General features: G+C 71.7%; 11 protein-coding genes. All 11 read left to right on the top strand.

Annotated features, from left to right (window positions below; genetic code table 11):
- Positions 1–321 precede the first annotated feature (321 nt).
- The 11 genes from RKD23_RS39690 to RKD23_RS39740 all read left to right on the top strand — a co-directional run bounded on the left by RKD23_RS39690 (position 322) and on the right by RKD23_RS39740 (position 13,901).
- Positions 322–1,269 (top strand): conjugal transfer protein, encoded by a 948-nt coding sequence (locus RKD23_RS39690; RefSeq protein ID WP_424858513.1) that lies wholly within the window; start codon positions 322–324, stop codon positions 1,267–1,269.
- Complete coding sequence (locus RKD23_RS39695) at positions 1,266–1,607, top strand: hypothetical protein (protein WP_424858514.1); 342 nt, start codon at positions 1,266–1,268, stop codon at positions 1,605–1,607. Before RKD23_RS39690 ends, RKD23_RS39695 begins: the two co-directional genes overlap by 4 nt.
- The gene (locus RKD23_RS39700) at positions 1,604–2,185 is read left to right on the top strand and encodes a hypothetical protein (protein WP_424858515.1); all 582 of its coding nucleotides are present in this window, start codon (positions 1,604–1,606) and stop codon (positions 2,183–2,185) included. The genes RKD23_RS39695 and RKD23_RS39700 overlap by 4 nt, the downstream gene beginning before the upstream one ends.
- Positions 2,182–4,872: an ATP-binding protein gene (locus tag RKD23_RS39705; RefSeq protein ID WP_424858516.1), complete on the top strand. Its 2,691-nt coding sequence runs from the start codon at positions 2,182–2,184 to the stop codon at positions 4,870–4,872. The genes RKD23_RS39700 and RKD23_RS39705 overlap by 4 nt, the downstream gene beginning before the upstream one ends.
- On the top strand, positions 4,872–5,228 hold the full coding sequence (locus RKD23_RS39710; RefSeq protein WP_424858517.1) for a hypothetical protein: 357 nt from the start codon (positions 4,872–4,874) through the stop codon (positions 5,226–5,228). The genes RKD23_RS39705 and RKD23_RS39710 overlap by 1 nt, the downstream gene beginning before the upstream one ends.
- A 1-nt stretch (position 5,229) precedes the next feature.
- A complete protein-coding gene (locus tag RKD23_RS39715) occupies positions 5,230–7,995 on the top strand; it encodes a hypothetical protein (protein ID WP_424858518.1) in 2,766 nt (921 codons plus the stop codon).
- Positions 7,992–9,143: a C40 family peptidase gene (locus RKD23_RS39720; protein ID WP_424858519.1), complete on the top strand. Its 1,152-nt coding sequence runs from the start codon at positions 7,992–7,994 to the stop codon at positions 9,141–9,143. Before RKD23_RS39715 ends, RKD23_RS39720 begins: the two co-directional genes overlap by 4 nt.
- A 266-nt stretch (positions 9,144–9,409) precedes the next feature.
- Entirely contained in the window at positions 9,410–9,793 is a 384-nt protein-coding gene (locus RKD23_RS39725) for a hypothetical protein (protein WP_424858520.1), read from the top strand.
- Positions 9,769–12,408 (top strand): ATP/GTP-binding protein, encoded by a 2,640-nt coding sequence (locus RKD23_RS39730; RefSeq protein WP_424858521.1) that lies wholly within the window; start codon positions 9,769–9,771, stop codon positions 12,406–12,408. Before RKD23_RS39725 ends, RKD23_RS39730 begins: the two co-directional genes overlap by 25 nt.
- 26 nt (positions 12,409–12,434) lie before the next feature.
- Positions 12,435–13,331: a replication-relaxation family protein gene (locus tag RKD23_RS39735; RefSeq protein WP_424858545.1), complete on the top strand. Its 897-nt coding sequence runs from the start codon at positions 12,435–12,437 to the stop codon at positions 13,329–13,331.
- Positions 13,332–13,673: 342 nt separating this feature from the next.
- Positions 13,674–13,901: a hypothetical protein gene (locus RKD23_RS39740; protein ID WP_424858522.1), complete on the top strand. Its 228-nt coding sequence runs from the start codon at positions 13,674–13,676 to the stop codon at positions 13,899–13,901.
- Positions 13,902–14,273 lie beyond the last annotated feature (372 nt).

The following is a 14,273-nucleotide window of genomic DNA, read 5'->3' on the forward strand; positions in this document are numbered from 1 at the left end:
CAGGTTCGTGTGCCGCACTGCGCAGGCTCGCCGAAGCCATTGGCGGCGATCGTCTGCGCACTGGTGGGCGGGTACCGGTGGCCGTGCGGCAGGAAGGTCTCACCGCCGCCGTCAGCGCCGCGGGCTTGTGGCGGGCAGGATGTGCCGGTTCCCACTGGCGGCTGGCCCACGGTCGGGCTGGGGTCGGGCCGACCATGGGCCCGACCATGGACTTCGTGCCCCCATCGTGACCGTGGTCGGGGGTTCGTGGTCGGTGGTCGGGTCGGGGCCCGCGGGTTTTCTCCAGGTCGGAAACATTCGTACTGACCTGGGAGTTCGACCATGTCACCTGGCAAGCACGCCTCGGAAAGCGAGGCCGCTGCCCCGATGGCGGCAGGCGCCCGGCTGGAGGCGATGCGGCGCCGAGTGCGTCTGTCCCGCCTGGCCCTCTGGGCCGTCATCGCGGCCGGCCCGATCGCCCTTTGCGTGGCCATCACCTCCAGCCCGACCACGGTCGAGGCGGCCACCCAGTCCAGGCCCACCGCCGCCGTGCGCACCAGCGTGCAGGCCGCCGACCCGGCCGGCTACGCGCAGCTGTTCGTCCATGCGTGGCTGCGCAGCAGCGCGGATGACGCCGCAAGTGCGCAGGCGCGGCTTGCGCAATCGATGGCGCCGGACATCGAACTACCCAACACGACTGCGCATGCGGATGCGGGTGCGCAGCCGCGACCTGCGTCGGTGACGGCGGTGCGCAGTGCGCAGCGCGCGGACGGCGCGTGGTCGGTGACAGTGGCTGCGCAGTTCGCCGAAGGAGCGGTGCGCTACTACGCGGTGCCGGTGACCGCCGACCGTACGGGCGCCTCGTTCACGGTGACCGGTGCGCCCGCTGTGGTGGCCGGCCCGGCCCGGGCCGAGGTGCGCAAGTCGTCGTACGGCGTGAGTGTCCCGGAGGGTGATCTGTCGGCTGCCGTCGGGGAGTTCCTCGCCGCCTACCTGACCGGTGCCGGAGAGGTGGACCGCTACCTCGCCCCCGGCGTAAGCCTGTCCCCGGTCTCCCCCGCCCCGTACACGGCAGTCGACGTGCAGCAGGTGTCCGCCGTCGAGGAGGCCGCGGCCGCGGAGCAGGTGTCGGCCGACGGCACCAAGGTCCGTGTCCTGGCACAGGTGGAAGCCCGGGACACCGGCGGGCGGTGGCCGCTGGCGTACGAGCTCGCGCTCACGGCCCGCTCGGGCCGCTGGGAAGTCTCGGCGCTGGAGTCCGGGACGGCCCTGGACGGGGGTGCCCGGTGAACACGGTGCGCAGCGTGGTCCTCGCCGGTCAGCTGGACGACCTGGGCGACTCGTGGATCACCATGTTGCAGGACTGGGCGACCAAGGGTCTGCAGGCCGGTCTGCTCGTGCTCGTCGTCGTGATCATGGTCCAGAAGTTCAGTCTCAAGGCCGGGATCGGCGCCTTGCTGCTGATGATCATCGCGCTGGGGTTGTACAACTCCCGCGAGGACCTCTCGGACATGTTCGAGGACGAGGTCAAGAACCCTGCCAAGGGCGCGCCCGCTGTCCCCAGCCTCGTGCACGGTCCCGAGCCCGTCGTACGAGAGCACTCCACTGGCGTCGGAGGCCGGCTGTGAGCGCCGCAGCGGCTGCGGGCCGGGTCGGGCGCTTCTACACCGCCGCCCGTCGCCATCCCTGGGTGCTGGGCAAGGTCGCGGACTGGAAGATCCCCCTCGGCCCCTACACGCCTGCGCAGATCGCGGTCGCCGTCGGCGGCGGCTTCCTTCTGATCAAGACGATCAGCTGGTGGTCGTGGATGGGGCCGATCCCGATCGCGGCCTGGCTGTTGTCGATCTGGGTGGTCCGCCGTCCGAAGATCGCCGGCCGTGCCCCGCTGCAGGCGGCACTGGGCTGGGCGCTGCTCCTGTGGCAGCCCCAGGGAGGGCGGATCGGCGGGCGTGCAGCCCGCGACCGCGCTCCCCACCCGCTGATCGGCGGCTTCACGATCGAGGAGGCGCCCGTCCCCGCTACGGCCGCCGCACCGTTCCCTGCGGTGCGGCCGCGTATCGACCGGGCGCCGCACCCGAGCCCAGCCGCCAGCAGCTCGGTCGCGCGGCACCGCACGGAGCCGACTACTCCCGCACTACCTGTGGGGCCGGTGTCGGGTGTTCAGCAGCTGCTCGCCCTCGCTGAGCAAGGCGGGGGTGTGCGGTGAGAGTTCCGATCCGTCACATCGCCGGGCACCTGGTCTGGTCGACGCACGGCAGCGTGTGGGCCGTCTACCGCCTGCACCCGGGCCCGGACGCGCAAGGGCAGCACGAGGAGACCGTTCAGGGCACCTACGTGCCCGCCGCGGTCCGTGACGAACAGCTCGCCAAGATCACACATTTGGTGAGGTCGTTGTCCGGGGCGCCGCGGCTGTTCGGGCTGTGTGCGCAGGTCGATCCCGGAGAGATCGCCCTCAAGATGATCGAGGGCATCGAGCCGGCCGACACCGCATCGGGCGCAGGCGCGCGTCCGTGGGTGGAGAACGTCGAGGCGACCCTGAATCTGCTGGACGACCAGGAGATGCACCACCGCACGCTGTGGCTGGCGGTTCCGCTGCAGGGCGAGACAACCGGCCTTCAGGTATCGGCCTCCCTCGGCGCGGCATGGGCGGAGATCTCTCCAATGCTCGGCATGCGGCCGGCGCCGGTGGCGCAGCGGGAGGTGTCCGCCTACCGCGAGCAGGCCTCTGGGGTGGAGGCCGCGCTCGCCGGCGGGATCGCCTTCCGCCCGGCCCGCCCGGCGGAAATCGTGTGGATGATCCAGCACGCCCTCCACCGCGGCCTGGCAGAGCCGCTGCTGGCGGAAGCCGAAACCAGCGACCTGTACGGCGGGCAGCTGCACGAGGGGGTGCTGCGCTCCCCCAGCTACGCCGACCTCGGCCAAGTACGCCTGCAGGAAGGCGGCATCGACCCCGACCTGGACGACACGGGCGACCTCAAGAACACCGGTCGGATCACGCGGTCCGGGCGCAAGGCCTGGTGGCGGGTGAACACCGGCTCACCTCTCGGGCGGCGCTGGCTGCAGGTCGAATCCGACGCCGGGACGGGCTACCAGGCGCACCTCGCCCTGGCCGAGTGCCCGCCCGCGGTCAGCCAGGACGCCGCTGACCTGTTCGCCCAGCTCGAGATGCTCGACTTCCCCGTCGACTACACCATCGACCTCACCCTCGTCCCGGCAGAGAAGGCCCGCGACCAGGTGCGGCGCAAGAAGAACGAACTCATCGACCAGGCCGACCAGTACGACGCCCGCCCCACCGGCATGCCCACCTCGCTCACCGAGGCCGCCCGCGACCTGGGCGAACTGGACGCCCGCCTGTCACGCACCAGTGTGGAGGTCGAGGTGCAGTCCGTCACCGTGCTGACCGTGTGGGGGCCGACCGGCGCCGTGTGCGACGCCCGGGCCCGCGCCCTGGCGGCGCTGCTGGGTGGCGCCGACTACCGCGCCGTGCGCCCGGCCGGCCTGCAAGAGGCCCTGTTCACGCTCGGCCTGCCCGGCACCGTACGCCCGGGTGTGGTGCGGGAGTTCACCCAGCACCAGATCTCCGAAGACTGGGCATTGGGCGGGGCCTTCACGGCCCCCCAGGTCGGCGACCCGAACGGCATGTTCCTCGGTATCGACCTGGACAGCGGCACCACCCGCCCGGTCATGATCAATGTGGCCGATGCGCCCAAGGTAGACGCGTCCGCCTCCATGGGCATCGTCGGGGACCTCGGCGCCGGCAAGAGCGTGCTGCAGAAGCTGATCGCGGAGGCGGTGTGGGCGCGCGGCGGCTGCGCCATCTGCATCGACCGCACCCCCGTGCGCGAGTGGGCGACCTTCGCCCGCGCCGCAGCCAAGGGCCGTGTCCAAATCATCGACGCCGCCCAGGCCGAGGTGTCCATCGACCCGCTGCGGATGTTCGACGGGCCTGAGGGCCGCCACTACGCCCTGTCCTACCTCACTCTGCAGCTCGGGATCGGCCCGATGAGCAGCAGCGGCGAGGTCCTGCACCACGCCGTCGAGCAGGCCGCCTCCAGCGGCCGGCCGTCCATGCACCGAGTGCTGGAGGTCCTCGAGGAGATGGCTGCGAGCGAGGCGGGCAAACGGCAGGACGCAGCCGCCACCCTCGCCGGCCTCGTCCGAGTGGTGGCCACCAACTCCCTGGCGGGGATGGTGTTCGACCCCACGCTACCTCCGGTACAGCTGGACGCCTCCAGCGCCTCCGACATGATCGTGATCACGACAGCCGGTTTGAAGTTGCCGCCGAAGGCGGCGTTCGACCATCCGGAGGTCTTGCACCAGCAGCCACTGGAGGCCCTGATCGGCCGCGCGGTGCTTTACCTGATCGCTGCGATCGCCCGGCAGACCGCGTTCGAGGACCCCGAGCGGTTCACCGCGGTGGTGCTGGATGAGCTGTACTGGCTCACCTCGTCGGCCGAGGGCACCGCCCTGGTCCACGAAATCCTCCACGACGGCCGCAAGCACGGCGCTGGCCTCATCGCCGGATCCCACGACGCCGAGGAACTCGGCCCCGACCGCGGCCTGATGGCCTACCGCGCGCTCGCCCGCACTGCCGACCGCGAGCGTGCCCGCCGCGGCCTTGAGTTCGTCGGCCTCGACCCGAACGACCGCGAGTTGCTGCGGCTTGTGACCACCGGTCTGTCTCCTGTCGGCCGCAAGGGCCGGGAGGGCGAGTTCCTGCTGACCTGCCCGCGGCAGAACACCGGCCGGGTCAAGGTCTCCATCCCCCGTATCCCGCGCATCACCACGTCCATCACCACCACACCGGGACGCCGTACGAGCGCTGCCTCGCCTTCCGTGCCTGAGGCGCTCGCGGGTGAGACCGCAGGGACCCGTCCGAAGGAACACGTTTGATGACCTCTTCAATCTGGGACCGCACCCGACGCCTTGCCGCGGCCGCGAGCGTCGTGACTGTGATCGCCGTCGTGGTCGGCGTGCTCGTCCTGGCCGTCGAGGTTGGTTTCCCTCAGGCGTGGTGGCCGCACACGGGACAGGCCTTCGCCGCTGAGGCCCGCCCTGCGGGCCAGGATCCGTGCGAGGCGATCGTGGGCCCGGCCAGGGACTACTGCGAGCGCGGCACCAGGGCGGCCGCCTCCGCCGAGGAGCCGGGCGTTGCCGGTGCGGCGTGGAGGCTGGTTCCGGCCGGTGCAGGCCTGGCTGCCCTCGTGCTGTGGCGGATCCGTAGCCCTGCTGGGCAAAGGCGGCGCTGACATGTTCCGTCCAGACCGCGCGACGCTGCGCTCGGCCGGCTTCGTCGTGCTGCTCACCGGCGTGCTCCTCATGGTGAACAGCCAGGTCGTGTACGCGGCCAGCAGCAACAGCGAGACCGGCGACCTCCTCGCCCCGCTCAACATCCGCTCCTCCGAGGGAGTGCCGATCGACGGGTACGAGCTGAACGCCGAAGGCGGCTCCATCCTCGACTTCAAGTCGCAGTCGCTCGCCTTCGCGCTGTCGGGTCTGTTCATGCTGATCCGGCTGCTGGTGGGAGGGGCCGGATGGGCCATCGAGGCCGCCTTCCGCTTCCCCCTGCTGAAGATCCTCACCGCCCCCGCGCAGAAGACCGCCGACACCTACAACACCATCGTCGTCGACACCCTGGGCCTCAAAGGGCTCCTGCTGGCCTGGTCGTTCGTGTTCACCGGTTTCATGATCGTGCGCGGCAGGGTCGGACGCGGCCTGGGCGAGATGGTGCTGACCCTGCTGATCGCAGCCTTTGCCGCCTCGGCGCTGATCCGCCCCGACACCCTGCTCGCCGTCGACGGTCCGCTGGGGCAGGCCCAGCAGGTGGGAGCCTCGGTCGCGCAAGCGACGGTCAACTCCTACGACTGGGGCGGCAAGCTCGCCAGCCGTAGCCCCTGCGACGGCATGGCCGGCCGGCAGGAACTGAAATGCCTCGAGCGGGAAGGCGAGGGGCCGGTTGCCTCTACCGAGGTCGCCCGCCCGCTGCAGGACTCCCTCACCAACGCACTGATCGTCAAGCCGTACATGCTGCTGCAGTACGGTCGCATCCTCGACCCCGCCAAGGAATCGGACCGCGAAGCGTACGGCCTGCACCTGAAATGGATCAGCGGCGGCTACAGGGACGGCACTGGCGGCGACGGGCCCGGTACCGACGACGACAAGGGTGGCGGGGACGGTCCGTGCAGCGCCATCTGGGGGCCGGCCAAGAGGTACTGCGAAGCCGATGACGCCGGAGGCCCAGCTGTTTCCATCCCCTACGATGACCTGCCCGCCTTTGACCAGCGCGGCAAAGACGCATATGAATTCCAGCAGTTCCTCATGGACTTGGCGCAGGCCGGTGAGGTCGGCAAGGCCTGTGCCGCCTACGCCGAGAAACCGACCTGGTGGCGTGTCGGAGGAGCACTTCTGCTGCTGGTGGCTGCGCTGTTCATCGCCGGCATGATCCTCTCCAGCGCGGTCGTGCTCCTCGGCACCCAGGGTGCGTGCGCGGCAGCGGCGGCCGCGGCCGGTGTCGCTTTCGTCGCCGCGATGCTGCCCGGCCCTGCACGGCAGTCGGTGTGGAAGTGGCTGTCTGTGTGGGGGATCGCCTGCCTCGCCGTCGTCGGTGTGTGTGCGTTCATCCCGTTCTTCGCCATCGCCGTCGATGCCACGATCACCGACGGCCCCGATCTGATGGTGGAGCGGATGCTGCTCCTGGTCGCCCTCGCGGTCTTCGGCACAGCCCTGCACCGGCGTGTGCTGGCCGGCATCTCCGCATTCGGCCGGCGCATGGCGATGCGGATGCGTTACGCCAGGGTGGGCGGTACCCACCTGCCCGGCGACACCTCCGAACTCGGCGCCGCCCTCGCCATGAACTCCCCTGCTGTGCTGGGCGGTTATGGAGGCGGACTGCGCTCCCTCACCGGCCCTGGCCCGGGCCGGTTCGGGGTTCTCGGCACCCGCCGGCGCCTGATGGGCGCACTCGCCTCGATGGCCGACGGGGCTGGCATGCCGGTCGACACCGGCCGTGTGCTCGCCGACGCGACGGCTGAAGCCGGCCGGGGACTCGCCCCGCTGACCGCGGCCGCGGCCGTCGCCGGCCTCGGCGCGGGCCTGGGGGCGAAGGGCGGGCACTGGCTGCTGATCGGGCGAAGGCCCGACCATGCCCAGCTCGCCCGCTGGCAACGCCCCCCAGGGGCCGCAGACGACCCCGCCAGCCCGCCCGGTCCTGGCAGCGGGCCTGGCGTCGGTCCTGGGGGTGGGCCCGGCGGTGGTGGGGTGGGGCCGGTGCGGCCGCAGGGACGGGGGCCGTCCGACCGCTACCGCACCGAGGACGGGCAGATTGTCGACCGCAGCACCGGACAGGTCCTGCACGACGACAACACTCACCGCACCCTGCTCGCCACCCGCGCCCACAACCGGCTCGTCCGCTTGCGCGGCTATCGCATCGCCAACCGCACCGCCCGCACCGCCTACGACGCCACCCTGGGCCTGCCCGCCACCCTCCGCCGGGCCCGCCAGGGCTCCACCCGCTTCACCGCCGACGCACGTCAGCAGGTACGCGTGTGGGGCAACACCGTCCGCGAAGACGCCCGCGCCTGGGGCGATGCCGCGCGCCGCACCGCACATGCCGTCCGCGACAGCGGTGACGGAGGCGACAGCGGCCGCCATGGCCGCTTCACCGGCCGCCGCCTGCCCACCGCTTCGCCGCCGCCGCGTCCCCGTCTGCCCGAGCACTCCCCCGCCCCCGCCCCTGCCCCGGCACGGCCGGCCTCCGCACCGCCCAGCCCGCCCCCGCCACCGGTGCCCGGCACGCCGCCCGTCCCCAGGCCGCTGCGCGGCGGCACACCGGGACGTGCCGCACGCCCGGGGACCGGCCAGCCAGGGCCCGTTCTGCCCGGAGGCCGCACCGCCCGAAGCAGCACCCGCGACCAGGCCCGAGCCCGCTTTGAGGAACTGATGCGACGCACCGCCGCCGACGCCGAGAACCGGCGCCAGGACCACACCCGGCAGCCCGAGGACGGTGAGGACGAATGAAGCCGTCTGGCCGCCGGCTGAAGCAATGGGGCTGTGTGACAGGGCTGCTGCTGCTCGCCGCCGTGTGCTGCGCCGCACCGGCAGGCAACGCGATCAGCGCGTACGTGGCACTGAAGACGGGCGCAGGTGACGGCGGCGGGATCGCCCAGGGCGGCAGCGCCGCGGACATCCCGCCACGGATGCTCACCGCCTACAAGACGGCCGTCCAGCAGGCCGGCACGCATGTGCCGGAGTGCCGGGGCATGCGCTGGCCGATCCTCGCAGGCATCGCCAAGGTCGAGTCCAACCACGCGGTAGGCAGGAACATCGCCGACAACGGCGACATCCGCCCGAAGATCTACGGAGTGCTGTTGAACGGCTCCGGCGCCGGCGGCAACACCACCGCCTTCCCCGACACCGACAACGGCCGCTGGGACGGCACCGCCATGAGCGAGCGGGCCGTCGGCCCCTTCCAGTTCCTGCCCTCCACCTGGGACAGCATCGCCAAGGACGCCAACAGCGACCGCACAGCGGACCCGCACAACGCCGACGACGCCGCCCTCGGCGCAGCGATCTACCTGTGCGGCGGCGGCCGTGACCTGACCCGGCAGACGCAGCTGCGGGCCGCGATCCTCCAGTACAACCACTCCGGCGCATATGTGGCGAACGTGCTGGGCTGGATCGGCCAGTACACGGCGGCCGCCAGCAACCCGGAGCTCAGCCGGGTGTCCGGGACGGTGCGCACCGTCATCGAAGCGGCGCTGGCACAGCGCGGTGTCCCCTACTCGTGGGGCGGCGGCACCGCCCAGGGACCGTCGTACGGGATCTGCTGCTCCCCCAGCGGCAAGAGCGGCACAGGCATCAAGGGTTTCGACTGCTCCGGGCTGGCGCTGTACGCCTACGCCCAGGCTGGTGTGCGCCTGCCGCGCACCGCGGCCGCCCAGGCCGGTGCTGGGCGGCGGATCCCCGCAAGCGCCGGCACCAGCGCGCTCCGGCCGGGCGATCTCGTCTTCTACGCCTACGCCCCAGGACGGGACTCCACGATCTATCACGTCGGCATCTACCTCGGAAACGGTCAGATGATCAACGCCGCCCGCCCCGGCACCACCATCCGCCAAGACCCGGTCAATGCCATGTCCGGCTATGCGGGAGGGGCACGGCTGCTGTGACAACGGCCTTCGCGCTCTCGCCGCGCCTACTGCTCCTCACGGCCGTGCTCCTGACCGTGACCGGGGTGGGCCTGCTGATGCCCACGCACACACCCGACGCAGCTTCCCCTCCCGCGCCGACAGCCAGGCCCAGCCGGGCTGTTCACCCGATCCGGCCGTCGCCCGTGAAGGACCCCGGCCCCCACGGTGCGGGCCGTGAAAGGTCCGCGCTGGCCCCGGCGCCGAAGGCGCCGGCCGCCTCCCTTCTGCCGCCCCACGGTGAAGGCGTGTCCGGTGACCGGGTCGTCCAGCAGGCTCTGGAGGCTGCCTGGCCTGCAGACCTCACCCCGGCCGACGAACAAGTGCTGCGCACGCTGGGCCGTGCGCTGCTGCGGGCCGACGCCACCGGCATCGGCCGCGCACAGTGGCCCGTCTTCTTCGATGCCCCAGGCAAAGCGATCGCGCCGGCGTTCGCCACCGCCCGCTTCCGCATCCAGGCCTCGGTCGCCCGCCGCAACGGCAGCCCGGACAAAGCGGTGGTCCATCTGGTGTGGGCCGGCACGGACCGCGGCGGCACCTACACCGACCTCCGTATCACCGACCTCCATTTCGCCCGCACGGCTTCCGGCCAGAAGGGAGTGTCCACGTGGACTCCTCAGCCGAGCACCTGACCGGCCAGGCAACAGCGACTGTGCCGGCGTCCGCTTCGCTCCCCGGCTCGGTGGCCGACGTGTTCGCCGGCATCGTCCGCACCGCCGGCTGGACGATCACGTACTGGTACCTGTTCGCGGCGGCCGCCGTTCTCCTCTGGGTGGCGGGTGCGGTGGTGGTGCGCCGTCTGGCGCGCAGGGCGTCGGCTGAGCGGATGTCGCTGGAGCTGGTGCCCGCCCGGCACTTCGATCCGGGACTGGAGGAGATCTTCCGCCGGGGCGTGCAGCTGGCCCGGGCCTCCACGGCGATGCCGTGGTGGGCGCCGCGCCGCACAAAGACGGTGCAGGTCCGGCTGCGGGCGGACGGCACCAGTGCGCTGCGCTACCGCATCGAGGGCCCCGCGGGCGGGGAACGCCTGTTGTCCATCACGCCGTTCGGGCCGGACGTCACCGTCAACCGGGCCCGCCCGATCATCGACCGGCCGCGGACGCACACCGTGCGGGCGGAGTTCATCCTGCGCGGCAGGCCGACCGCGCCGCTGCGTGAGGTGCCGTTGGATCCGGACCCGCTGCAGCCGCTGATCGACGCCGTCGCCGATCTGCAGCCCGGGCTGGGGGACCTGGCCGAGATCCGCCTCGACATCCAGCGCGCCCCCAAGTGGGCACTGCGGGCCCGGCGGGTGCAGCTGATGGCGGACGCACGGCGCCGGGAACGGCGTGAGGCCCAGCGCGCTGCCCGGTGGCTGCGCCAGGACGCCGGCGGCGTCGAGGACTCCCTCACCTGGCAGCTGCGGCAGCTGGTCGGCGGGGGCCAGCAAGGCGGGCGCCGTCTGGTCATGCCGCCGGTGCCGCGCCGGGTCGAGCCGGCCGAGGCGCTGGGCAAGCTCGCCGAGGACGACCACCTGGTGCGCGTGCAGCTGCTCGTGATGTGCGCCTCGAACACCGAAGGGCGTGCCCAGGCACGCCTTGCTCAGCTGCAGGCCGCGCTCGACGTGTTCGGCGGCCGCTCGCGGTGGGCGATGCGCGGCTGGCGGGTGGGACCGTGGAGGCTGGGCGCGGACCGCTGGCCCAGCCGGCGCGGCTTCCAACGCCGCTGGGAGCTGGGCCAGTGCCGGCCGCCCCGGCAGAATTGGGTGCGCCTTGAGGAACTGACCGGCCTGCTCAAGCCGCCCACGGTCCACTGCCGGCTGCCGCTGCTCCCCGCCGACCTGCCCACCTTCGAGTTCGGCAATCCCGGGCTGCTGCTGCAGGGCCTGTACCGCGGCCCCGACGGCCGCCGCCGCCTGGTCGCCTCGCATGCCGCAGAGACACTGTTCGAAGTCGCCGTGGGCAAGGCGGGCGGCGGGAAGACCGAACGGGCCCTCGCCCAGGCCATCGGCTACGCCCACGCCGGCGGCGGGCTGCTGTTTGTCGACCCGCACCGCGATTCCTGGCCCCGCGCCCGGCCGTTCCTCGCGCACGAGGAGCTGATGCAGCGGATCGCACTCATCGACCTCAACGCAGGCGGCCCCGCAGCAGAGGTGAGTTCGTGGAACCCGCTCGGCATGCACCAAGGCCAGGTCGCGCACGAAGTCGTCGAGTCCACCGCAGACGCCTTCGCCTCCGCCCTCGCCTGGGACGACGCCAGCGCACCCCGCGCACTGACCATCCTCACCGCCGCCCTCACCGTGCTGACCGCCGTCAACGACGCCGCCTGCCGAGCCGGCCGCCCGGACGACCAGAGCACCCTCTTCCACGTGCGGGCGCTGCTCACCGACCCCGCCTTCCGCGCCGCCGCACTCACCGCAGTCCACGGGCGCCTGGATGCGGAGACCCGCTCCTGGTGGCAGACCGTGTTCCCCGCCCTGCCGCCCGACTCCTTCGCCGTGGTCCTCAACCCCCTGGCCCGCCTCGCCGCCAACCCTGTCACCCGCGCCTTTCTCGGCCAGGCGGCCGGCATCTACAACATCCGTGCCGCCATGGACACGAGCATGATCGTGTGGGTGTGCCCGGGCGGCAACGGGCCCACCGACCGGCTGCTGACCGCACTCCTCGCCCGGGACCTGCTGCGCGCCGTGCGCTCCCGCCGCGACACCGCCGAAGCCCACCGCGTGCCGTTCCGCGCCTACTTCGACGAGCTGATCACCCTCACCGGCGCCGCTCCCGAGACGATCGCCGCCATGTTCGAGGACTTCCGCAAATACAGAGTCCACGTCCACGGCATGACCCAGCTCCTGGCCCGCCTGCCCGCCCCTGTCCGGCTGTCGCTGGTGCAGAACGCCTCCACCCTCGCCTCCACCGCCGGCTCCCAGTCCGCCATCACCGCCATCACCGCCGAGTGGGGCAACCAGCCCAGCGCGGACGTCGTCGCCGCCCTCGACCGCTACGAGCACTACATGACCGTCACGGTGCACGGCCGCCGCGTCGGCCCCTTCCCCATCACCGGCCCCCACCTCGACGACGTCTACGCCGCCCAGTGCCGCCCCCGGCAGGCGGCAGCGCTGGAGCGCGCCGCCCGGGCCACAGCCGGGGCGGCACCACTGCACCAGCTCACCACCCGCGCCCACGAACAACTGGACCGGGTGAGCGGCTTCCTCACCCACCTCGCCCGCACCACCGAACCGGCCACAGGGCTGCAGAAGAAGGGATACCAGTGACCGACTCGACCACCGGCCCCACCACCATGCCGGCCGTCCGCCCGCCACGCCCGGCGGAGCCGCTGCCGCACCAGCTCCTCGCCGCACTCGCCCAGCACCGCATCGCCACCACCGGCCAGCTCCACGACCTGCTGCGGCCCGACGCCACACGCCAGGCCGTCTCCACACCGCTGAACACCCTGCGCCGCCAGCACCTGGTGGGCTACGTCGTGCTGCCGCAGTCGGGCCGGACCCGCGCCTGGTACCTCACCGCGAAAGGCGCCCGCCTGACACGGGACCTGCCCGCCCTGCGGGGCCGCCCCCTGTACCCGATCACCTCCGCCACCGCCGCCTCGCTGAAGACCCCGCACACGCTGACCGTCCTGCACACCCATCTGGCCTTCGTCCGCGACGCCCGCACACGCGGCGACGAGCACGGCTATCTGGACTGGACACCCGAGGTCTCCCACCCCCTCAGCGACGGCAACAAGGTCATCGCAGACGCCCTGATGCACTACACCCTCACCGGCCACGACCAGGAGCAGCGCACCAAGCTCAGAGCATTCATCGAAGTCGACCGCACCACCATGAGCAGCGAACGCCTCGCATCCAAACTCATCGAATACGCCAGGCTCTGGGCCTACGAGCCACAACCCAACAGCCGGCAACGCACACGCCAAACACCCGCGGCAGCCGTCTGGCTGCGCTGGTATCCCGTCTTCCCCCGCGTGCTGTTCGTCCTGACCGGGGCGTCCCGCAACGTCCTCGCCAACCGGATCAGCGACCTTCAAGCCATGGCCGACCAGCATCCCCTCGTCGCCACACTTGCCCGGCACGTACCCCTTGGCGCGGCCACCCTGGAAGACCTCCAACAGCACAGCCCCACCGGCACGGTGTGGACCCCACTGACCAGCGGTGAACGGCGGTCATGGGTAGAGCTATGACACCCGTGCCGCACGTACGCCCGCGACCGGCAGCCGGTCGCCTCCCCGCAACCGCTTCACAGCACACCAGGCCCCTTCTCGCTCACGGCGCCTGCCCAGGCACGCACCCATCCACCTGCCGCAGCACAGCAACCGATGAGGCTCTACAAGGGCCGCCGTCTGCCGACCGCCGAACGGGAGGCGGACCGCCTGCGGCGCACAAGAGCACGAGTCCACACCGAGACGGATCATCCAACTCCCCAAAACCTCTTGAACTTTGCTCACGCGAACATTTAGATTTCTACCGAGACTACGGACCACACAACCCATCTCCCTGTACACCTGCCAACTCAAGGACAGCCGATGAACCACGCCGCTGAAGACATTCGCAGCAACGAAGACTTACCGACTCGCACGTGGCCCGGCGCCACCCTCGCCGTAACCCACCTCGACGACGCCTACGTCGTGCACGCCTGCGGCGACTTCGACATCGACGACCTCAACCTCGTCCGCCGCCAGTTCCCCCACCACCGCGTCACCCTCGACGGCGACGTCATCACCGTCTGGCCCCGGCCCCGGGGAACAGGGTGACCACCCCGCCCCCTGCGCAGCAGCCTGCGGGCCGCAGCGCCCGGAACACGCGGCCGCACGCGATCCACTCGCACCCGCATCCGCACGGCCTCTCAGCCCACGCCGAATCCCGGCCCGCTCTCGCGCCACGCCATCGCGCTCGGGGGGCTGTGTGCGGACGGAACGCAGCGAACACAGGCGGCTGGAAATCGCCATCCCGTTCCAGAAGTGACCGGATACGTCCCGAGTTATTCAGACGAACTCGATAACCCCGTTGGGAAGTTGAATGGCATATGCATAGCCTTGCGACCTCGCAGTCACATCACCGCACTTGGCCCCTGGCGCAGCCATGGGCTGCCGCCGTGCACCAGCGACCCGGGCACGGAACGGCCA

Origin of the sequence: Streptomyces sp. SAI-170 (assembly GCF_049739565.1) — a bacterium.
Taxonomy (GTDB): Bacteria; Actinomycetota; Actinomycetes; order Streptomycetales; family Streptomycetaceae; genus Streptomyces.